Annotated in this window: 10 protein-coding genes; 8 read left to right on the top strand and 2 right to left on the bottom strand. The window is 73.1% G+C overall.

What is annotated here, in order from left to right:
* Positions 1–2 precede the first annotated feature (2 nt).
* From WMF46_RS12925 to WMF46_RS12900, 6 genes are all read left to right on the top strand, one after another.
* Entirely contained in the window at positions 3–12,569 is a 12,567-nt protein-coding gene (locus WMF46_RS12925) for an amino acid adenylation domain-containing protein (protein WP_437985895.1), read from the top strand.
* Between the two features lie 106 nt (positions 12,570–12,675).
* Positions 12,676–13,266: a cysteine hydrolase family protein gene (locus tag WMF46_RS12920; RefSeq protein WP_437329113.1), complete on the top strand. Its 591-nt coding sequence runs from the start codon at positions 12,676–12,678 to the stop codon at positions 13,264–13,266.
* Between the two features lie 88 nt (positions 13,267–13,354).
* Positions 13,355–14,383, top strand: coding sequence for a hydrogenase expression/formation protein HypE (hypE, locus tag WMF46_RS12915; RefSeq protein ID WP_437977752.1), 1,029 nt, complete (start codon positions 13,355–13,357; stop codon positions 14,381–14,383).
* On the top strand, positions 14,355–16,736 hold the full coding sequence (gene hypF / locus WMF46_RS12910) for a carbamoyltransferase HypF (protein ID WP_437985894.1): 2,382 nt from the start codon (positions 14,355–14,357) through the stop codon (positions 16,734–16,736). Before hypE ends, hypF begins: the two co-directional genes overlap by 29 nt.
* On the top strand, positions 16,733–18,376 hold the full coding sequence (locus tag WMF46_RS12905) for a cyclic peptide export ABC transporter (protein ID WP_437985893.1): 1,644 nt from the start codon (positions 16,733–16,735) through the stop codon (positions 18,374–18,376). Before hypF ends, WMF46_RS12905 begins: the two co-directional genes overlap by 4 nt.
* Positions 18,377–18,426: 50 nt before the next feature.
* Entirely contained in the window at positions 18,427–19,065 is a 639-nt protein-coding gene (locus WMF46_RS12900; RefSeq protein ID WP_437985892.1) for a glutathione S-transferase family protein, read from the top strand.
* A 15-nt stretch (positions 19,066–19,080) separates the two neighbouring features.
* Here the strand turns inward: WMF46_RS12900 and WMF46_RS12895 are convergent, their stop codons facing one another.
* Positions 19,081–20,055, bottom strand: a complete 975-nt coding sequence (locus WMF46_RS12895; protein ID WP_437985891.1) for a hypothetical protein — start codon at positions 20,053–20,055, stop codon at positions 19,081–19,083.
* A gap of 398 nt (positions 20,056–20,453) precedes the next feature.
* Here WMF46_RS12895 and WMF46_RS12890 point away from each other — a divergent pair, with 398 nt between their 5' ends.
* Positions 20,454–21,434, top strand: coding sequence for a hypothetical protein (locus tag WMF46_RS12890; protein ID WP_437985890.1), 981 nt, complete (start codon positions 20,454–20,456; stop codon positions 21,432–21,434).
* A gap of 109 nt (positions 21,435–21,543) precedes the next feature.
* On the opposite strand, the gene WMF46_RS12885 is transcribed toward WMF46_RS12890, so the two are convergent.
* Complete coding sequence (locus WMF46_RS12885; protein WP_437985889.1) at positions 21,544–22,104, bottom strand: dihydrofolate reductase family protein; 561 nt, start codon at positions 22,102–22,104, stop codon at positions 21,544–21,546.
* Positions 22,105–22,202: 98 nt separating this feature from the next.
* Between WMF46_RS12885 and WMF46_RS12880 the strand changes: the two genes are divergently transcribed.
* Positions 22,203–22,853: a winged helix-turn-helix transcriptional regulator gene (locus WMF46_RS12880; RefSeq protein WP_437985888.1), complete on the top strand. Its 651-nt coding sequence runs from the start codon at positions 22,203–22,205 to the stop codon at positions 22,851–22,853.
* Positions 22,854–22,918 lie beyond the last annotated feature (65 nt).

Below are 22,918 nucleotides of genomic sequence, written 5' to 3'. Positions count from 1 at the left end.
CGATGAACGGTGATGTGTTGTTGGGCGATCTGGATCGCTGCGAGACCCTCGTGGATCTCCTCCGGCTGCGCGCGGAGGCCCAGGGCGACGCCCTCGCCTTTCGGTTCCTGACCACCGGAGACGTGGACGGCGGCTCCGAGGAGTGGACGTTTCGAGATCTCCACCTCCGCGCGATGGGCATCGCCGCGTCGCTGCAGGCGGCGGGGGCCGCCGGGGTGGGGGGCACGGCAGACCGCGCGCTGCTCCTCTACGCGCCCGGGCTCGACTTCATCGCGGCGTTCATGGGCTGCGTCTACGCCGGCGTCGTCGCCGTCCCGACGTACCCGCCGAACCCGGCGCAGCTCGATCGCACCCTGCCGCGCCTCCGGGCGATCGCCCGCGACGCCGGCGCGAGGTTCGTGCTGACGACCGGGCTGATCGCCTCCCTCTCGGAGGCCCTCCGGGCGCAGGCGCCCGAGCTCTCGGAGCTCCGCTGGATCGCGACGGACGCGCTCGAGCCCGGGGCGGCCTCGGCGTGGCGCGCGCCGGAGATCTCGGGGGAGACGCTGGCGTTCCTCCAGTACACGTCGGGCTCCACCGGGCACCCCAAGGGGGTGATGGTGAGCCACGCGAACGTGATCGCCAACGAGCGCGCCATCCGCGCCGGCTTCGAGCACGACGCGGGCTCGTCGGGCGTGGGGTGGCTGCCGCTCTTCCACGACATGGGGCTCATCGGGAACGTGCTGCAGCCGATCTTCGTCGGCTTTCCGTGCACGCACATGTCGCCGCTCGCGTTCCTGGAGAGGCCGCTCCGGTGGCTCAAGGCGATCTCCCATTTCCGCGCCACGACGAGCGGCGGGCCGAACTTCGCGTACGACCTCTGCGCGCGCAAGGCGACGCGCGAGGATCTGGCGGCGCTCGACCTCCGCTCGTGGACTGTGGCGTTCAACGGCGCCGAGCCGATCCGCGCCGAGACGCTCGACCGGTTCGCGGCGGCGTTCGCGCCCTGCGGCTTCCGCCGGGAGGCGTTCTACCCGTGCTACGGGCTCGCGGAGGCGACGCTGTTCGCCTCCGGGGGCCTCCGCGCCGCGCCGCCCGCCTGCGTGAGCGTCGACGCCGGCGCGCTCGCGCGAGGGGTCTCGCTCCCGGTGGAGCCGGCCGCCGCGGGGGCGCGGCGGCTCGTGTCGTCCGGGGCGCCCCGTGCGCGCGTCGCCGTCGTGTCGCCGGAGCGCGGAGAGCGGGTCGCGGACGGGCAGATCGGCGAGATCTGGATCGCCGGCCCGAGCGTCGCGGGGGGGTACTGGGGCCGCGCCGAGGAGACCGCGCGCGCGTTCGGCGCGCGCCTCCAGGGCGACGGCGAGGCGTCGTACCTGCGGACGGGGGATCTCGGCTTCCTCTCGGGAGGCGAGCTGTTCGTCACGGGGCGCATCAAGGACCTCATCGTCATCCGGGGGCGGAACCTGTACCCCGACGACATCGAGCGGACGGTGGAGGCGGCGCACCCGCGCGTTCGCCCGGGCTGCTGCGCGGCGTTCTCGATCGAGGTCGGCGGTGAAGAGCGGCTCGGCGTCGCGGCCGAGCTCGACGGCCGCGGCGGCGATGCGCCGCCGGACGTCGTGGAGGCGCTGCGATCGGCGGTCGCCAGGGAGCACGACGTGCAGCCGCACGCGGTGCTGCTGCTCCGCCCCCGGACCCTGCCGAAGACGTCGAGCGGCAAGGTCCAGCGGCACGCGTGCGCCCAGGGCTTCCGCGAGGGGACGCTCGACACGCTCGCGGTGTCCGTGGCGCAGGAGGCGCCGGCGCCGGCGCCCGCGGGGGCCGAGGGCGCGCGCGCGGCGGCCGATCCGGCGCGGGTGCTGCGCCTCGCGCTGCGCGCGGTGCCCGCCCCGGGGAGGGTGGGCCTGCTCGTCGAGGTGGTGCGCGAGGAGCTCGCCCGGCTCGCGCGGGTGGATCTCGGGAGCGTCACCCCGACCTCGAAGCTGATGGCGCTGGGGCTCGACTCGCTCGCGAGCGTCGAGCTCCAGGCGCGCTTCGAGGAGCTGCTCGGCGCCGCGGTGCCGCCGCAGCTGCTCTGGCAGGCGACGACGGTCGAGGAGCTCTCGGCGGCGCTCTCGGCGGCGGTCGACGCGCCGGCCGCCGGGCCGGCCCCCGCGCCAGCCGCGGCGGACGGCGAGCCGGCGGAGCTCTCGTCGCACCAGCTCCGCCTGTGGTTCTTCTGCCGGTTCGCTCCGGAGAGCCCGCTCTACCACGTGGTGTTCGGCGCGCGGATCGTGGGGGCGCTCGACGAGGCGCGGCTCGAGGAGAGCCTCGCGGCCGTCGTCCGCCGGCACCCGGCGCTCCGCACGGTGTTCCGCGAGATCGCCGGGGAGCCCCGGCAGATCGTGCTGCCGGAGGTGGCGGTGCCCCTCGCGCGCGCGCGGGTCGTCGACGACGCCGCGCGCGCGGAGGAGCGCGAGGAGCGCCTGCGCGAGCTCGCCGCGGCGTGGGGCCAGGCGCCGTTCGCGCTCGAGGAGGGGCCGCTGCTGCGGGTGTGCCTGGTCTCGCTCGGCGAGCGCCACCACGTGCTCCTCTTCGCGCAGCACCACCTCGTGACCGACGGCCGGTCGATCGAGGTCCTCGTCCGCGATCTCGCCGCGAGCTACGCCGCGGGCGGCGCCGGCCGCGCGGGCGCGCCGCCGGCGCTCGCGTACGGGTACGCCGACTACGCGCGCGCGCAGCGGGCCTCGCTGGCGCGCATGGACGCGGCGCGGGCCTACTGGAAAGCGAAGCTCGAGGGGCTGCCACGGCTCGAGCTGGGCGCCGAGCGCCGGCGAGCGGCAGCGTCGCCGTTCGCGGGCGGGACGGTCCGCTTCGCGCTCTCCGCGCCGCACGTCGAGGCGGCGCTCGCCGTCGCCCGGGCGGAGAACGCGACGCTCTTCGTCGCGCTGGCCGCCGTCTACGCGGCGCTGCTCCACCGCACGACCGGGCAGGAGGACCTCGGGATCGGCGTCGTCGTCGCCAACCGCAGCCGCCCCGAGCACCAGGGGGTCGTCGGCTTCTTCGCGAACACGGTCGTCCTGCGCGTGGATCTCGGCGGGAGGCCGACGTACCGCGAGCTCGTCCGCCGCGTGCGCCGGACGATGGCCGAGGCGATGGAGCACGCCGAGCTGCCGTTCGACGAGGTCGCGCGCGCCGCGGCCCCGGCAGCGGGGCGAGACGGGGAGCGGGACGCGCTCATCCAGGCGAGCTTCGTGCTGGAGAGCGCCTCGGAGCCGCCGGCGGAGGTCGAGGGGGCGCTGTGGCGGCCCGTGCTCTGGGCCCCCGACGGGGCCGTGGAGGGCACGGCGAAGTTCGATCTGGGGCTGAGCGTCGCGCGCCTCCACGGCGAGCTCGCCGCCGCGCTGGAGTTCCGCGCGGACCGCTTCGCGCGCGACGAGATCGAGCGCATGACGGGCCACCTCGGGGAGCTCCTTCGCTCGGCCGGGGCGGAGCCGGACCGCCCGATCGACGAGCTCCGGCTGCTCCCGCCCGAGGAGGAGCGCTACCTGCTCGCGGGCTGCAACGACACCGCGGCGGAGTTCCCTCGGGACGCGTGCTTCCACGATCTCTTCCGGGAGCAGGCCTCCCGGACGCCGGAGCGGATCGCCGTCGCGTGCGGCGAGCAGCGGCTCTCGTACGCGGAGCTCGACAGCGCCACCGACCGCGTGGCGCGGGCGCTCTCGGCGCGCGGCGTCGGGCCCGATCGCCTTGTCGCCCTGCTGACGCGGCGCGACCTCGACTTCATGCTGCTCGCGCTCGGCGCCTTCAAGGCGGCGGGCGCGTACGTGCCGCTCGATCCCGCGCACCCGGCGCGGCGCAACGCCGACATCCTGGCGCGGGCGGGCGACCCTCCCCTCCTCGTGGGCGCCGCGATCCCGGGCGCGCTGCTGGACGAGATCGCCGCGGCGGGCGCCGGGGCGATCGAGGTGCTCCCGGCCGGCGCGCTGCTCGCCGACGCCGCGGCGGAGCGCGGGGCGCCTCCGGCCGCGCGCGCGGAGCACCTCGCCTACGTCATCTTCACGTCCGGATCGACCGGCGCGCCCAAGGGCGCGATGGTCGAGCACCGGGGGATGCTCAACCACCTCTTCGCGAAGGTGCGCTCCCTCGGGATCGGGCCCGAGGACGTCGTCGCGCAGACCGCGCCGATCACCTTCGATATCTCGGTGTGGCAGCTGCTCTCCCCGCTGCTCGCGGGCGGGACGTGCCGCCTCGTGCCGGACGAGATCGCGACCGACCCCGCGCGGCTGCTCGACGCCGTGGGGGAGCTCGGCATCACCGTCCTGGAGATCGTGCCGTCGCTCCTGCGCGGGGCGCTCGACGAGCTCGACGCGCGCCCGGCGTGGCGGCCGCGCCTCGACGGCCTGCGGTGGCTCGTGCTCACCGGCGAGGCGCTCCCCCCCGATCTCGCGCGCAGGTGGCTCTCGCTCTACCCGCGGATCCCGCTGATGAACGCCTACGGCCCGACGGAGTGCTCGGACGACGTCGCCCAGCACGTCCTCGCCGAGCCCCCGGCGGAGGGCGCGGCGTACGTGCCGATCGGCCGCGCGATCCAGAACACGCAGCTCTACGTGCTGGATCGACGGCGGCAGCCCGTGCCGCTCGGCGCCGCCGGCGAGCTGTACGTGGGCGGCGACGGGGTGGGCCGGGGGTACCTCCTCGACCCGGAGCGCACGGCGGCGGCGTTCCTTGCGGATCCGTTCTCCACCGCGGCGGGGGCGCGCCTGTACCGGACGGGCGATCTGGTGCGCCGGCTGCCCGGGGGCGAGCTCGTGTTCCTTGGGCGCATCGACCACCAGATCAAGCTCCGCGGCTTCCGCATCGAGCTCGGCGAGATCGAGGCGGTCATCGCGCGGTGCGCCGGGATCCGCGATGTCGTCGTGGTCGCGCGCGAGGACGCGCCGGGGGATCCGCGGCTCGTCGCCTACGTGGTCCCCGAGGCGCCGTCCTTCGAGCCGGGCGCCCTCAAGGACCAGCTCTCGTCGCGCCTGCCGGGCTACATGATCCCGGCCGCGATCGTCGCGCTCGACGCGCTCCCGCTGAGCGCGAACGGCAAGGTGGACCGCAAGGCGCTGCCCCCGCCCGCGTGGAACGCCCCGGGCGAGCTCGCGGCGCAGACGGCGCCGCGCACCGGCCTGGAGCAGGCGATCGGCGACGTGTGGCGCGCCGTCCTCGGCCTCGATCGGGTCGGCGTCCACGACGACTTCTTCGCGATGGGCGGGCACTCCCTCTCGGCCACGCGCGCGGCCGCCCGCCTGCGCGACGTGCTCGGCGTCGACGTCGGCGTCCGGTCGCTCTTCGAGGCGCCGACCATCGCCCGGCTCGCCGCGCACGTCGAGCGGTCGACCCGCGGGGAGGCGCGCCGGGGGCGGGCGCCGCTCTCGCCGGCGCCGCGCGTCGGCGAGGAGGCGCCGCTGTCCTTCGCGCAGCAGCGGCTGTGGTTCCTGGATCAGCTCGAGCCCGAGAGCGCCACGTACAACGTGCCCGCGGCGCTCCGCCTGCGCGGCGCGCTCGACCTCACGGCGCTCGCGCGCGCCATCGCGGAGGTCGTGCGGCGGCACGAGGTGCTGCGCGCGACGATCCACGCGGTCGACGGCCGCCCTGTCCAGCGCTTTCAGGGTGCGGCCCAGACGCCGGACGCGTGGCCCCTCCCCCTCGTCGACCTCTCGGAGATCCCCGCGGGTGATCGGGAGGTGGCTTTACAAAGCGACGCATCGCGGGAGGCCGCGAGGCCGTTCGACCTGGACAAGGGGCCGCTCCTGCGCGCGACGCTCTTCCGGCTCGCGCCCGACGAGCACGTTCTGGTCGTCACCCTCCACCACATCGCCTCGGACGGGTGGTCGCTCGGCGTGCTCGCGCACGAGCTCACGGCGGCTTACACCGCGTTCGCGAGAGACGCGGCGCCGGCGCTCCGCCCGCTGCCGGTCCAGTACGCCGACTACGCCGCCTGGCAGCGGCAGGAGCTCGCCCCGGAGGCGCTGGAGGCGGAGCGGGAGATCTGGCGCCGGAGGCTCGAGGGCGCGCCGCCGCTCGATCTCCCGACGGACCGTCCCCGCCCCGCGGCGCGCTCGTCGCGCGGGCGCACGCACCGGTTCGCGCTGCCGCAGGACCTCGCCGCCGCGCTCCGGCGCCGGAGCCAGGAGCTCGGGGCCACGCTGTTCATGACGCTCCTCGCCGCCTTCGAGGCGCTGCTCCACCGGTACAGCGGCCAGCAGGACTTCTGCGTCGGCACGCCGGTGGCCGGCCGCGGGCGGACCGAGCTCGAGCCGCTCATCGGGCTGTTCGTCAACACCCTTGTCCTGCGCGCGCGGCTCGACGGCGACCCGACGTTCGCGGAGCTCGTCGGCCGCGTGAAGGCGGACGCGCTCGAGGCGTACGCCCACCAGGATCTGCCGTTCGAGGCCGTCGTCGACGCGCTCGCCGTGGAGCGGGATCTCAGCCGGAACCCGCTGTTCCAGGTGATGTTCGCGCTCCAGAACGTGCCCGCGCCGGCGCTCACGCTGCCGGGCGTCGAGGCGTCGCCGGTCCCGCTCGACGTGGAGCGGGCGCGGTTCGATCTCACGCTCTTCCTCACCGAGTCGGGCGACGCGATCGAGGGCGCCCTCGAGTTCGATCTCGATCTGTTCGACCCCGAGACCGCCGCGCGGCTCGCGGGGCACTACGAGACGATCCTCCGCGCCGTGGCCTCGGACCCGGGGGCGCGGGTCGCCGAGCTCCCGCTCCTCACGGCGGGCGAGCGGCGCGAGCTCCTCATCGCGTGGAACGCGACGAGCGCGCCGCCGCCGCCCGCCGCGTGCCTGCACGAGCTCTTCGACGCGCAGGCCGAGCGCTCGCCCGGGGCCGTGGCCGTGGCGTCCGAGGCCGGCGAGCTCACGTACCGCGAGCTCCGCCGCCGCGCCGACGCGCTCGCCCGGCGGCTGCGCGCGCTCGGCGTGCGGCCGGAGACGCGCGTGGGCCTGTGCGTGCGGCGGACGCTCGACATGGTCGTGGCCCTCTGGGCCATCTTCAAGGCCGGCGGCGTCCACGTGCCGCTCGACCCGGGCTACCCGCGGCAGCGGCTGCAGGTGATCCTGGAGGACGCAGCGGCGCACCTGCTCGTGACCGAGAGCGCGCTGTCGGGGCTCGTGCCGGCAGGGTCGGCCGAGGTGCTCCTGCTCGACGAGATCGTCGCGGGCGCAGACGACGTAGAGCGCACGCAGGGCGGGGCGGGCGACGCGCTGGCGGCTGGGCGGCCGGACCAGGCGGCGTACCTCATCTACACCTCCGGCTCGACGGGCCGGCCCAAGGCCGTCGTGATCGAGCACCGCCAGGCCGTCGCGCTCGCGTGGTGGGCCAGGCGGACGTTCTCGGACCAGGAGCTCGCCGGCGTGCTCGCGTCCACGTCCACGTGCTTCGATCTCTCGGTCTTCGAGCTCGTCGTCCCGCTCTGCTGGGGCGGCAAGATCGTCCTCGCCGACGACGCGCTGGCGCTGCCCGCGCACCGGCGCCGCGACGAGGTCACGCTCGTCAACACGGTGCCCTCCGCGGCGGCGGCGCTCCTCGCGGTGTCGGGCATCCCCGGGTCGGTGCGGACCGTGTGCCTCGCCGGCGAGCCGCTCCGCGCCTCGCTCGCGCGCGACGTGCTCGCGCTGCCGCACGTCGAGCGGCTCCTGAACCTCTACGGCCCCAGCGAGACCACGACGTACTCGACAGGCGCGACCGTGACCGCCGCGGCGCGCCCGACGATCGGCAGGCCCATCGACCACACCCAGGTCTACGTGCTCGACGCGCGGCTGCAGCCGGTGCCCATCGGCGTCGCCGGGGAGCTCTACATCGCCGGCGCGGGCGTCGCGCGCGGCTACCTGGGGCGCGACGAGCTGACGGCCGAGCGGTTCGTCCCCTGCCCGCTCGAGGAGGCCCGCGGCGCGCGGATGTACCGCACCGGCGACCGCGCGCGCTGGCTCGCGAGCGGAGAGCTCGAGTACCTCGGGCGGCTCGATCATCAGGTGAAGATCCGCGGCTTCCGCGTCGAGCCGGCGGAGACCGAGGCCGCGCTCGCGGCGCACCCGGACGTGCGCGAGGCGCTCGTGCTCGCGCGGGACGACGGCCCCTCGGGCCGCTGGCTCGTCGCCTACCTCCTCGTCCGGCGGCCCGTGGACGCGCAGGCGCTGCGGGCGCTCGTCGCCGAGCGGCTGCCGGAGCCGTTCGTCCCGTCCGCCTTCGTCGAGCTCGACGCCTGGCCGCTCAACGCCAACGGCAAGGTGGACAGGAAGGCGCTCCCGGCGCCCAGTCGACCGAAGATCGCCCCGGAGATCGCGCCGGACATCGCGGGCGAGGCGCGGCGCGCGCCGGCGACGCCGACCGAGCAGGCCCTCGCGGGCGTCTGGGGCGAGGTGCTCGGCCGCGGCGGCATCGGGACGACCGACGACTTCTTCGCGCTCGGAGGGCACTCCCTCCTCGCGGTCCAGGTGATCGCGCGCGCGCGGCGGCTGTTCGGCGTCGATCTGCCGCTGCGCGCCGCCTTCGACGCGCCGACGGTCGCCGCCCTCGCCGAGCGCATCGATCGGGCGAGGCTGGACGGGCGCCGCGGCGCGCCCGAGCCGCTCCGCCCGGCGCCCCGGGGCGGCGACGCGCCGCTGTCCCACGCCCAGCAGCGCCTCTGGTTCATCGAGGCGCTCCAGCCGGGCACCGCGGTCTACAACATGCCGATCGGGGTCCTGCTCCGCGGGCCGCTCGACCGCGCCGCCCTCGAGCGGAGCCTCGATCGGGTGGTCGCGCGCCACGAGGCGCTGCGCACCCGGATCGAGGCGCGCGACGGCCAGCCGTTCCAGGTCGTGCTCCCCGAGGCGCGCCTCGAGCTGCGCCTCGTCGACCTGTCCGCCGTCCCCCGGCACGAGCGGGACCGGGCGGCGCAGCGCGCCGCGGAGGAGGAGGCGCGGCGGCCGTTCGATCTCGCCTCGGGCCTGCCGATCCGCGCGGCGCTGTTCCGCCTCTCCGACGAGGCGCACATGCTGCTCGTCACGGCGCACCACATCGCCTGCGACGGCGGCTCGATCCCCGTCCTGTTCCGCGACCTGTCCGCCTTCTACGAGGCCGCGCGTGCTGGCCGCGCGGCGGATCTGCCGCCCCTCCAGGTGCAGTACGCCGACGTCGCGATCTGGCAACGCGCCCAGGCCGACGCGTGGGGGGGGCAGCTCGAGTACTGGAAGCGGCAGCTGTCCGACCTGGAGCCGCTCGAGCTCCCGACCGACAGGCCGCGCGGCAGCGCCCTCTCCCACCGCGGCGACACCGTCCCGGTGAGCCTGCCCGCGCCGCTCGTCGAGGCCCTCCGCGCGCTCGGCAGGCGCGAGGGCGCGACGATGTTCATGGTGCTCCTCGCCGGCTTCGTCGCCCTCCTGCACCGCTACACGGGCCGCGCCGGCGTGGCCGTCGGCTCGCCGGTCGCCGGCCGCACGCAGGTCGAGGTGGAGCCGCTCGTCGGCTTCTTCGTCAACCTGCTCGTCCTGCGCGTCCGCGTCGACGACGACCCCACGTTCGTCGAGCTCGTGCGGCGGGTCCGGCAGGCGACGCTCGAGGCCCAGGAGCACCAGGACGTCCCGTTCGAGCAGGTCGTGGACGCGCTTCAGGTGAAGCGCGACCTCGGCCGCACCCCGCTCTTCCAGGCGGCCTTCGCGTTCCAGGGCGCGCCGGAGCGCCCGCGGAAGCTCGGCGAGCTCGACGCCTCGCCGTTCGAGGTCGACACAGCGACCGCGAAGTTCGACCTCCTGCTCGCGCTGGAGGAGGACGATCAGGCCGTCTCCGGCGGCATCGAGTTCAGCGCCGACCTGTTCGACAGGGCCACGATCGAGCGCTGGCGGGGCCACCTCGAGGCCCTGCTCGCGGCGAGCGCCGCGCAGCCCGAGCTGCGCGTCGGCGACCTGCCGCTGCTCGGGCGCGACGAGCGCGACCTCGTGCTGCACGCGTTCAGCGGGGGCCGATCGGCGCAGCCCGCCCCGGAGGCCGCGTGCGCGCACCGCCTGTTCGAGGCGCAGGCCAGGGAGGCGCCCGGTCGGGCCGCGCTCCTCTTCGAGGGCGCGACGGTGAGCTACGGCGAGCTCGACCGCCGGGCCAACCAGCTCGCGCACCACCTCCGCGCCCGCGGCGTGCGGCGCGGCGCGCTGGTCGGCGTGTGCCTGCCGCGCTCGCCGAACATGATCGTCGCGCTGCTCGCGGTGCTGAAGGCCGGCGGCGCGTACGTGCCGCTCGACCCGACCTACCCGCGCGATCGGCTCGCCTTCATGATCGAGGACGCGCGCCCCGCGCTGCTCGTCGCCCAGCCGGAGCTCCTCGCCGCGCTGCCCGCGGCGCTGCCGCCGGTCGTGCGGCTCGGGGAGAGCGAGCACGCCTTCCCGCAAGAGCGGAGCGACGCCCCCGACGCCGGGTCGCTCCCCGAGGACCTCGCGTACGTCATCTACACCTCCGGCTCGACAGGGCGCCCGAAGGGGGTGCTCATCGAGCACCGCTCGCTCTCCGCGTTCGCCGTGGCGCAGCGCAAGCTGCTCGGCGTCGAGCCGGGGACCCGCGTCCTCCAGTTCACGCGGCTGAGCTTCGACGTCTCCGTGATGGAGATCTTCGTGCCGCTCTCCGCGGGCGGCGTCGTCTGCCTCGCGCGCGCCGAGGCGCTCATGCCCGGGCCCGGGCTCGTCGACCTCCTGCGCGAGCAGCGGATCCAGGTGGCGTCGCTGACCCCCTCGGCGCTCATGGCGGTCGGCTTCGACACGCTGCCGGACCTGCGCGTGCTGTGCGTGGCCGGCGAGGTGTGCCCCGCGGAGCTGCCGCGGCGGTGGGCGCGCGGCCGGCGGTTCGTCAACGGATACGGCCCCACCGAGGCGACGGTGCTCGCGACCGCGGCCGAGTACGCGCCCGACGTCGCGCGGCCCACGATCGGCCGCCCGCTGCCGAACACGCAGACGTACGTGCTCGACCCGCGGGGCCAGCCGGCGCCCCTCGGCATCCCCGGCGAGCTCCACATCGGCGGGATCGGCCTCGCGCGGGGCTACCTGAACCGCGACGACCTCACCGCGGCGCGCTTCGTGCGCGCGGCGTTCCCCGAGGCGCAGGGGGCGCGGCTCTACCGCACGGGCGACCTCGTGCGGTGGCTGCCGAGCGGCGAGATCGACTTCCTCGGCCGGCTCGACGAGCAGGTCAAGATCCGGGGCTTCCGGATCGAGCTCGGCGAGATCGAGGCGGTGCTCGCGTCGCACCCCGACGTGACCGAGGCGGCGGTGGTCACCCGGGAGCACGCCCCGGGCGACGTGCGGCTCGCGGCCTTCTTCATCCCGCGCGGCGGGCGCGCCGCGGCGAGCGACGCGCTACGCGGGTACCTCTCCGATCGGCTGCCCGACTACATGGTCCCGCCGGTCATCGCGCCGGTCGAGCGGTGGCCGCAGACCCCGAGCGGCAAGATCGATCGCCGGGCGCTCGCCGCCTCCGTGCCCGCGGCGCTCGCGGCGCTCGCCGGCGGAGCGCGCGTCCCGCCGAGGACCGGGCTCGAGCTCGAGCTCTGCGCGCTGTTCGAGGAGCTCCTCGGCGAGGGCGGCGTCGGCGTGACCGACGACTTCTTCTCGCTCGGCGGGCACTCGCTGCTCGCGGTGCGGCTCATGGCCGAGATCCGCGGGCGCTTCGGCCGCGATCTGCCGCTCACGAGCCTGTTCCGCGCGCCGACGGTGGAGGGCCTCGCGGCGCTCCTGCGCGAGGATCGGGGAGCGCCGCGGGGCCGCGCCTCCGTCGTTGTCCCGCTCCACGAAGGGGGCGCCCGCGCGCCGCTCTTCTTCGTTCATCCCATCGGCGGCAACGTCCTCTGCTACGCGGATCTCGCGCGCGAGCTCGGGCGGGATCGTCCCTTCTACGGCATCCAGGCGTTCGGCCTGGAGACCCCCCCGCGGCCGCTCGCCAGCGTCGGCGAGATGGCCGAGGCGTACTGCGAGGAGCTCCGCCGCGTCCAGCCCGAGGGGCCGTACCTGCTCGGCGGCTGGTCGATGGGCGGCGTGGTGGCGTTCGAGATGGCGCGCGTCCTCGAGCGCGGCGGGCGCAGCGTGGCCGCCGTCGTCCTCGTGGACGCGTACCTCCCCCCGTTCGACGAGCCCGGCGACGACCTCCCGCCGATCGCGCAGTTCGCCGCGGATCTCGCGCGGATCGCGGGCGCGCCGGCCACCGCGGCGCTCGCCTGGCCGGACGGCGGCGCGGCCGACGCCGCGTGGCTGCTAGAGCGCGCGCAGGAGCTCGGCGCGCTGCCCCGCGGGACGGCGCTCGGCGAGCTGGAGGCGCTGCTCGACGCGTTCCAGCGGAACGCGGCGCTGCTCGCGCGCTACGCCCCCGGCGAGGTCTCGGCCCGGGTCGAGCTCTTCCGCGCCGAGGCCTCACCGCGGAGGGATCCGCGGCCCGCGTGGGCGAAGTGGGCCCCCGGCCTGCGGAGCCACGTCGCGGCCGGCGACCACTACACGCTGCTCCGAAAGCCGCACGTCGGCGCGCTCGCCGAGCGCATCCGGGCCGCGCTGCTCGAGGCGGACCCCGGCGCGCCGCCCACCGACGCCGGAGCCGCCCGGCCGTCGGGGTGATCGGCGCTCTCGCCACCGCGCTTCGCCGCTCTGCCGCGCTCGTTGCCAGGCAAGGGCCTTTGACTGACTCGTCTCGAATCCATCAACCGAATCCAAGAGGAACATCATGCCCAACATCGCAGTGCTCACCAACGACCTTCAGTACGAGTTCATCGACAAGATGCCGGGAGGTCGCGAGCTCCTCTCCAGGGTGGCGCCGCAGTTCAACATGTTCCTCGGCGCCATCCGCGCCCTGGGGCACGTCGTCGTCCACCTCCAGCTCATCAACGATCCGGCCGATCCGCAGATCCAGCGCCGCTTCCGCGGGAAGGAGATCCCGGCGATCAAGGGCACGCCCAACGCCGAGCTGATCAAGGACTTCGTCCATCCGTCCGACATCGTGATGGTCAAGCACCGCGACAGCGGGTTCTACGAGACGCCCCTCGACGACAAGCTGAAGGAGCTCGGCGTCAAGACGATCCTCGTCACGGGCATCCAGACCCAGATCTGCGTGCAGACCACGGCGGCGGACGGCTTCTTCCGCGGGTACAAGGTCTGGGTCCCCGAGGATGGCGTGTTCTCCCTCAAGGAGGAGGACAAGAAGCGCTCCCTCGAATGGATGGCGTCGTACTGCGCGGCGATCGCCCCCGGCGCGGAGATCATCAAGCGCCTGCGCCAGAGCGACGACCTGCCGAGCCGGGAAGAGCTGCTCGGCTGACAAGGCACGACGAGGCCGTGCAGCCGGGCGGCCTCGTCTCTTTCACGACCCTCACCGCAGCTCTGCGGTGCCAACGCTGGAGCCTCACATGACGAAAGAACACGCGAAAGAGAACGAAGAGGTCGTCCTCGACCACGGGACGGGCGCCCGCCTGAGCCGGGAGCTCGTCGAGCGGATCGCCGCGACGCTCGGCGACACGTACATCGGCGCGATGGAGGACAGCGCCATCCTGGAGGTGCCCACCGGCCGGATCGCCGTCACAACGGACTCCTTCGTGGTCACGCCGCTGTTCTTCGGCAACGGCGATATCGGCAAGGTCGCCGTCTGCGGCACCGTCAACGATCTCGCGGTCAGCGGCGCGAGGCCCCTCTACCTGACCCTGGGCCTCATCATCGAGACGGGCTTCCCGATCCCCTTGCTCCTCCGCGCCCTCGAGTCGGCGCGCGACGCGGCGAGGGAGGCCGGCGTGAAGATCGTCGCCGGCGACACCAAGGTCGTCGGCAAGGGCGAGGCCGACCGGCTCTTCATGAACACGGCCGGCGTGGGCGTCTTCGAGCGCCCGCCGCTCGTGAGCCGCGCCGTGCGGCCCGGCAACAAGATCATCGTGAGCGGGTATCTCGGCAACCACTCCATCCACCTGCTCTCGGTCCGCGAGGGGCTCGGCTTCGAGAAGCGGGTGCAGAGCGACTGCGCGCCGCTCAACGGGCTCATCGACGCGGTCCTCAAGGGCGTGCCCCAGGGCGCCGTGGCGGCGATCCGCGACGTGACGCGCGGCGGCCTGTGCGCCGTCCTCCACGAGTTCGCCCGCGCGTCGGGCGCCGAGCTCTCCTTCGCGCGCGCGGCGCTGCCCGTGCTGCCGGAGGCCGTCATGGCGGCCGACATGCTCGGCATCAACCTCATCCACCTCGCCAACGAGGGGTGCCTCTGCCTGTTCGTGGAGGCGGACAAGGCGGGTGACGTGCTCGGGATCCTCCGCGCGCACCCCTACGGCCGCAACGCGGCGGTCATCGGGGAGGTCAAGGCCGCGGCGGAGCCCGTCGTGTCCATGACCGAGCCCGATGGGACTCAAACCCTGCTCGAGGAGCTTTATGGAGCCGAACTCCCCCGACTCTGCTGACGCGCGGCCGGCGCTCGTGACCCGCCGATTCCGGGTCTCGGGCATCGTCCAGGGCGTCGGCTTCAGGCCCTTCGTGCACCGGCTCGCCCGCGCCGTCGGGGCGCGCGGCTGGGTCCTCAACGACTCCCGCGGCGTGCTGCTCGAGCTGCAGGCCGGCGACGAGGCGATCCAGGCGTTCCTGCGCGCGCTCGTCGAATCGCCGCCGCCGCTCGCCCGGATCACGGGCGTCCGCGAGGAGGCGCTCGCCGAGCCCGCCCCTCGATACGACGACTTCCAGATCCGCGGCAGCGTGGATCTGCGCAGCACCGACACGCTCATCCCGCCCGACTCGGACGTCTGCGCCGACTGCCTGCGGGAGCTCAGGGACCCTTCGAACCGCCGTCACCGCTACCCGTTCATCAACTGCACCCATTGCGGGCCGCGCTACTCGATCATCTGCGACATGCCGTACGACCGGCCGCAGACCACGATGAAGAGCTTCCCGATGTGCCCCGCCTGCGCCGGCGAGTACGAGGACATCGAGGATCGGCGCTACCACGCGCAGCCGAACGCGTGCCCCGCGTGCGGCCCCCGGCTCACGCTCACCGATCGGCTCGGCGCGCCGATCGAGGCCGACGATCCGGTGCGCTTCGCCATCGAGCGGCTGCGCGAGGGCGCGCTCTTCGCGGTGAAGAGCCTCGGCGGCTTCCACCTCGTGGCGGACGCGCGCAACGAGGCGGCGGTGCGGGAGCTGCGCCGGCGCAAGCGCCGCGACGCCAAGCCGTTCGCGATCATGGTGGCCGACGCCGAGGCGGCGCGCCGCCATGTCTCGCTCAGCGACCCGGAGCGGGCGCTGCTCGAGAGCCGGCAGCGCCCCATCGTCCTCCTGCGCAGGCGGCCAGGCGCCCTGTCCGAGGCGATCGCCCCGAGGAACCCGAGCTTCGGCGTCATGCTGCCCTCGACGCCGCTGCACTACCTCCTTCTCGAGGACCCGGCGCTCGACGTCCTCGTTATGACGAGCGGGAACCTCTCCGGACACCCCATCGCGTTCGACAACGACACGGCGCTCTCGCAGCTGCGCGACATCGCGGATTACTTCGTCCTTCACGACCGCGATATCCGCACCCGCGTCGACGACTCCGTCGTCCGGCTCACGGAGGCGGAGGGGCTCGACGCGCCGCTCGTCTCGTTCATCCGGCGCTCGCGGGGCTACGCCCCCTACCCGATCCACCTCCCGCAGGACGTCGGCGCGGTCGTCGCCCTCGGCGGCGAGCTGAAGACCACCGTCGCCGTCGGCAAGGACAACCAAGTCTTCATCAGCCAGCACATCGGCGATCTCAAGAACGACGCGACGTTCGGCGCGCACATCGACTGTTCGTCGCACGTCCAGCGGCTCCTGTCCGTGCAGACGGACACGGTCGCTTGCGATATGCACCCGGCGTTCCGCTCCACGCGGGCGGCGAAGCGCCAGGCCGGCGCGGAGGTCGCGACGGTGCAGCACCACCACGCCCACATGGCCGCGTGCATGGCCGAGAACGGGCTGAACGAGCGGGTGATCGGCGTCATCTTCGACGGCTCCGGCTACGGCCTCGACGACACCGTCTGGGGCGGCGAGTTCCTTGTCGGCGACTACCGTGAATTCGTGCGCGCCGGCCACCTCCGGCCGATGTACCTCCTCGGCGGCGACAAGGCGGTCAAGGAGCCCATCCGCGTCGCGATCTCCCTGCTCGTGGAGACGTTCGGCGAAGAGCTCGGCGGGATCCGCGTCCCGGCGCTCATGGACGTCGCGGAGGAGCGCCGCGACGTCTTCGTGAAGATGGCGCAGCGGAGGCTGAACGCGACGGCCACGACGAGCATGGGCCGGCTGTTCGACGGCGTGTCCTCGCTCCTCCGCATCTGCCACGAGGTCGAGTACGAGGCGCAGGCCGCCATCGAGATGGAGGCGCTGCTCGACAGGGACTTCCGGACGGCGCCGCCGCTCCAGTACGGGATAGACGAGCGGGACGGCCGCCTCGTTGTCGACTACCGGCCTCTCGTCCGGGATCTCCTGCGCGCCCTCGACCAGCCGGACGCCACGCCCGCGCACCTCAGCCGCCGGTTCCACTCGACGATCGTGGACGTGATCGCCGCGGTGTGCCTGCGCCTTTCGGACAAGTTCGACGTGCGCCGCGTGGTCATGAGCGGCGGAGTCTTCATGAACGAGTTCGTCCTGATCAACGCGCTCCGACGCCTCGAGAGCGAGGGGCTCACCCCGTATTGCCACCGGCTGGTCCCGCCGAACGACGGCGGGATATCGCTCGGCCAGATCCTCGTCGCGGCCGCCCGCGCCCCGTCGGCGCGAGGGGAGCGCCCCACCACCACCGATCGCCCATGAAGCTCCTCGCGTTCGTCGCCGGCTACTCCCGGCGGATCCTCGTCCTCGCGATCCTCGCGGGGACGCTCTGCGGCGCCTGCAACACGGCGCTCCTCGTGCTGATCAACGAGGCGCTGCAGCGCAAGCGCGGCGCGGTGATGTGGAGCTTCGCCGCGGTGTGCCTGCTGCTCCCGTTCGCCCGCTACCACTCGGAGATCCTGCTCACGCGCCTCAGCCAGGGGGCGCTCTTCGATCTCCGGGTGAAGATCTGCCGGAAGATCCTCGGCGCGCCGCTCCGCCAGATCGAGGAGATCGGCCCGTCACGGGCGCTGACCGCGCTCACGGACGACGTCCCCGTGATCACCACGGCGCTGATGCAGATCCCGATCGTCTGCATCAACCTGGTCATCGTGGTCGGAGGCCTGCTCTACATGGGGTGGATGTCTCCTATCATGCTGGCTTCGGTGCTGGCGCTCATCGTCCTTGGGATCGCCGGGTATCAGCTCCCGATGAGCCGAGCGACACGGCACTTCCGCCGCGCGCGCGAGGCGACCGAGGAGCTGATGAAGACCTTCCGCGCGCTCACGCGCGGCGTGAAGGAGCTGAAGCTCCACGCCCGGCGCCGCGAGGCGTTCCTCGCGACGTCGCTCGAGGGGGAGGCCGGCGTCGTCCAGGCGAGCAACCTGCGCGGCATGGTCGCGCTCACGGCCGCGAACGGGTGGGGACAGGCGATGGTGTTCACCATCATCGGCGTGACCCTCTTCATCGTGCCGCTCTTCCAGGAGGCGAGCGCCGAGGCGTCGATCGGCTACGCCCTCGTCCTCCTCTACCTGATGACGCCCATGCAGGTCCTTATCGGCGCGCTCCCGGCCCTGAGCCGGGCGGGCATCGCCGTGCAAAAGGTCGAGGACCTCGGCGCGACCCTCAGGGCCGAGGCGAGCGGGGCAGAGGCGGAGGCCCCGCTCCCCGAGAGGTGGAAACGGCTGGAGCTCGCCGGGGTCACGCACGCCTACAGGTCCGAGGGAAAGGACGACACCTTCACGCTGGGCCCCATCCACCTCAGCGTGCGGCGCGGCGAGCTGATCTTCCTCGTCGGAGGCAACGGCAGCGGCAAGACGACCCTCGCGAAGCTGATCGCGGGCCTTTACGAGCCCGAGTCGGGCCAGATCCGGCTCGACGGCGAGGTGATCACCGACCGGAACCGGCAGGCGTACCGGGAGCTCTTCTCGGTGGTGTTCTTCGATTTCCACCTGTTCGAGAGCCTGATCGGGCTCGACTCTCCCGAGCTCACCCAGCGCGCCCGGGGTTACCTCTCTCGCCTGCAGCTCGATCACAAGGTGTCTGTCGAGGGCGGCGTCCTCTCCACGACGTCGCTGTCGCAGGGGCAGAGAAAGCGCCTCGCGCTGCTCACGGCCTACCTGGAAGACCGGCCGGTCTACCTGTTCGACGAGTGGGCGGCGGACCAGGATCCGGTGTTCAAGGACGTCTTCTATCGCCAGATCCTCCCGGAGCTCAGGGCCAGCGGCAAGACGATCCTCGTCATCAGCCACGACGACAGGTACTTCGGGCTGGCGGATCGCGTCCTCAAGATGGACTTCGGCCAGCTCGTGGGCGACGCACAGGTCACCGCGAGATCGGACGAGACATACGCCAGCGCCTGAGTTAGAAGCCGGCGCGTTCGTCGTCCGACGGCGAGCCGACGGGAGGTGTCATGGAACCGCTGGTGCTGTATCTTGGTACGAAGACGTACTCGACCTGGTCGCTCCGCGCCTGGCTCGCGCTGAGGCACACCGGCGCTTCGTTCACGGAGGAGGTCATCGCCCTTTACCAGCCGGGGTCGCGCGAGGCGCTCCTCCGGCGCTCCCCCTCGGGGCGCGTGCCAGCGCTGCGGCACGGTGACCTTGTCCTCTGGGACTCCCTCGCGATCTGCGAGTATGTCGCCGAGCTCTTCCCCGAGGCGCGGCTCTGGCCGGGCGATCGCGCGGCGCGCGCGCTCGCCCGGTCGGTGTCGAGCGAGATGCACTCCGGGTTCACGGCGCTGCGCAACGCGATGTCCATGGATCTCCGCCGGGAGATCGCCCCGATCGCGCGCGACGCCGCCGTGGACGCGGACATCGATCGTGTGACGTCGATCTGGACCGAGTGCCGGCGGGCCCATGGCCAGAAGGGAGAGTACCTCTTCGGGCATTTCACGATCGCCGATGCCATGTTCGCGCCGGTGGTCACGCGCTTCCGCACGTACGCCGTCCCGCTCGCGGGCGCCGCGGCAGAGTACGCCGAGACGATGTGGCGGCACCCTGGCCTCGCGGAGTGGGTCGCAGCAGCACAGACGGAGTCGCTGGCCGGCTAGCACCCCGTCGCCGGATCAGCGCGACGTGAGGCCGGCGCAGGAGCTCGTGATCTCGATCTCGCGCATCCCGGGCGACGCCGTCGCGCTGGCGATGCCGTTGCCGGAGTCGTCGACGAGCCACACCATGTCGCCCGGCTTGAAGCTGTGATTCTGCACGGAGTTGCCGCCTATCGACGAGGTCGTGCCGCTGCCGAACTTCGGCTCTTTGCCGAAGAAGACCTTCACCGTCTTCCCGCACCGGCTGCGCAGGCTGACCGACACCACGTGAGGGCCTTGCGATCCCGAGCCATCCGCCCCGCCCGCGCGGGCGGCCGGCGCGGCGGAGAGCTCGGCGTTGTCCCGCGCTCGCTGCTCGTCGCGCTGCCGCTCCTGCTCTGCAAAGGCACGTCGCTCCTCGGCCTGCTGCTCCGCCAGCGCTTTCTTCCTGGCATTCAGCGCGACCAGATCCGCCTCGCTGATACTCTTACCGTAGATCTGCAGCGTGTATCCCCCCTTGCCCAGCTCGTGAATCTGGCTCGTGTCCATGGCCGAGCCGTAGACAGCGATCAGGTCGACGGTCGCCTTTCCAGCGGCCTCGGGGCAGCCCAGATCGAACACCGCGCCGGGGCCGTGGATCGCATCGGCGTGGCTGGATTTAAGCCCCCCCGGCAGCACCGACTCGACGGTGGCGCCCTTGCGCGCGTGGTCCCCGAACGCCGCGCCGTCGTCCAGCACGAGCGCTCCGACGTAACACGTGCCGCGCGACACCGGGATCTCGTGCGGCGCGAAGCCGTCGAGCTTGCCGCTCAGCTTGTCGCCCGGCGCGTAGCCCTCCGTCGCCTTCTGGATCGCGGCGTCCAGATCGGCCCGGCTCTCGTTGAAAGCGGGTGACACGAACTCCGGCCCGGCGGACTCCGCGCCGGCCGCGAAGGGGTCGCGCGGCTGCGTCCGGGGCAGGCAGGCCCCGGCCAGCGCGACCAACGTCAACCCGAAACCAGCTTGCTTCCACATGGCGCTCTCCTCGTGAATCCCCGTGCGAGAAGGAAGACCAAAACGACCCGAGGACGTCAAGGCCGAACCACGACGACAGCACGAGGCGGCATGAAGATCCCCCGAGCACCGCCCAGCGCGGCTGCGCTCCTCCGGCGCCGGTGAGCTCCGTCGCGCGCGATGCCTCGTCCGAGCTCACCTACGAGCGCTGGTCCGCCGCCACGTGCGGTATCCAGGGCGCAACGAACGGCGGCGACTCCACCCTCGACGAAGGCAGACGCCACAGCGGCTCTCCGTAGACTGGATTGCGGTCCATCCTGACAGGTGAGTTGATGTCGCGTCGCCTACCCTGGCGGGCATTGTGATGGCGCGATCGCCGCGAGTGTTCGCGACGATGCGCCGCCGCGAGGAGGCAACCCATGCCCGCGAACCGTTCTCCGCTCGCCGCGATCGCGCTCCTGCCGCTGCTCGCTCTCCCTGCATGCTCCGCCGACGATCCGCCTGTCCGCGCGGAGGATCCGCCCGCCGCTGCCCCGCTCTCGCACGGCGATGCCTCGGGCGACGGTTGCCTGCGCTTCCCGCGAACGGTGGGCGGCCTGGACGCCGGCTTCGAGGCGCCGGAGAGCGCCTATTGGGACGAGGGGACGGAGGCGTGGTACGTCGCCAACATGGCCGGCGTCCCTGACGAGATGCTCGAGAGGCCCAGGTTCAAGGACGGTCGCGGCTGGATCAGCAAGCTCGACCGGTGCGGCAACATCGTCGAGGCGAAGTGGCTCTCGGGGATGAACGCGCCCAAGGGCATCCGCGTCGCGCAGGGCAAGCTTTACACCTCCGACATGGATGAGCTCTTGATCATCGATCTCGCCACCAAGGACGTGCGCAGGATCCCGGCGCTCGGCGCGATCTTCCTCAACGATCTCGCGCTCGCCGAGGATGGCACCGTCTATATAAGCGACAGCTTCACCCGCACCGTGTGGCGCTGCAAGGACGAACAATGCGCTCCGTTCTTCTGGTCCCCGCTCCTCAACGTTCCAAACGGCCTGCTCGTGGACGGCGACAAGCTGGCCATCGTCACGCTCGGCACCTTCAGGGATCCCGCCTCGCTGGGCAAGGTCTGGATGCTCGATCTCGAGAGCAAGGAGCTCACGCGGTTCGGGACGCTCGAGGCAAAGCTGGACGGCATCGAGCGAACCAGGGATGGATACCTCGTGTCGGTGAACGCGCCCCCGGCCATCTACTGGGTCACGTCGAGGAGCTCGACCCTGGTGCGTGATTTCAGGGACGACGGCCTCACCGCCATCAACGACATCGGGCTCGATCCGGCCCGGAGGGTGGTCGCGGTGCCAGCGTTCTTCCAGCATACGGTGACGTTGTTCCGGGTGCCGAGAAACCCTCGGTAGCGCTGAGATCGGTCCGTCGGACAGATCCGAGCGACGACGTCCTCGCGTCGGCGCAGGTCCTGGAGAGCGCAGCCGGCCTGCGGGCGCGGCGCGCCGCCATCAGGCCCTGTCACGCCGTCGCTTCGTACCAGAGCACGACGTTCCCGTTGCTGAAGCTGCGCGTCTTCTTCAGCCGGAGGTTCGCCCTCTCCTTGACCCCCTCGAACAGCGTCCTTCCGCTGCCGAGGACGATCCCGTTCACCACGAGCTGGTACTCGTCGATCAGACGCGCGTCGGTCAGCTGGGCGACGATGCTGCCGCTCCCCATGACCACCATGTTCGGCCCGGGCTCCGCCTTCAGCTTGCGCACCTCCTCCGCGAGATCGCCCTTGATGAGCCGCGTGTTGTTCCACGACGCGCTGTCGAGGGACCTCGAGAACACGACCTTCGGCAGGCTGTTCATCCGCTCGGCGACGGCGGGGGCCGCCTCGAGCGCCGCGCGGGTGGGCCAGAAGCTCGCCATGAGCTCGTAGGTGACCCGCCCGAACACGAGCTCGCCCCCGCCGCGCGCGTTCTCCGCAGCGAACGCGCCCCACTCCGCGTCCGCTTTGTGTGCCCAGCTCATGTCGCCGTGGCCGTCCGAGAAATAACCGTCCAGCGAGATCTGGTTGAAGACGGTGAGCTTGCGCATGCTGTTCCTCCTGATGTCCGCGTCTACGCTAGTCCTATTCTAGGACTATTTGGTCCTCTTTCGCAAGTGCTGCGCAAGTGCGGTAGGATGTGGCCGCCATGACCGGTCTGAGAAGCTACGGGGATCCCTGCGGCATCGCGCGAGCGCTCGATCTCGTCGGCGAGCGGTGGGCGCTCCTCATCGTGCGCGAGCTCCTGCTCGGTCCGAAGCGGTTCACGGATCTCCGCGACGGCCTCGCCGGCGCGAGCCCCAACGTGCTGTCGCAGCGGCTCCGCGAGCTCGAGGGCGGCGGCGTGGTGCGGCGGCACAAGGTCGGCGCGCCGACGTACGAGCTCACGGACTGGGGCCGCGAGCTCCATCCGCTGCTCGTGCAGCTCGGCCGCTGGGGCGCGCGATCGCCCGTCCGGCCCGCGGGCGCCCTGAGCGTCGACGCGCTGATGATCGCGCTCGAGGCGACGTTCGTCGCGGGCGAGGCGGCTGACCTCCGCGCGACCTACGAGCTTCGGCTCGGCGAAGAGCGGTTCTCGATCGAGGTCGATCGCGCGACCATCACCCTCGCGCGGGGCGCTCCGCGCACGCCGGACGCCGTGATCGCGACCGACCCAGCCACGTTGCGGGCGGTCGTCTTCGGGGACCAGAAGCTCGCGGACGCGCCGGTCGAGCTCCAGGGCGACAGGCGCCTGGCTCGCACGTTCTTCCGCCTCTTCGCTCGGCCGCGGTCGACCCCTGGCGGCGCGCCCGCCGGATGACGGGCCGGCCCGGCGATCACGGCGCGCCGGAGGACCCGGCGGAGAGCGACCCGCGGGCGCCGCGG

Origin of the sequence: Sorangium sp. So ce117, assembly GCF_051524395.1 — a bacterium.
GTDB classification, from domain to species: Bacteria; Myxococcota_A; Polyangia; order Polyangiales; family Polyangiaceae; genus Sorangium; species Sorangium cellulosum_B.
Note: the sequence above shows the minus strand (reverse complement) of the source record. Positions and strands in the feature narration are given on the sequence as shown.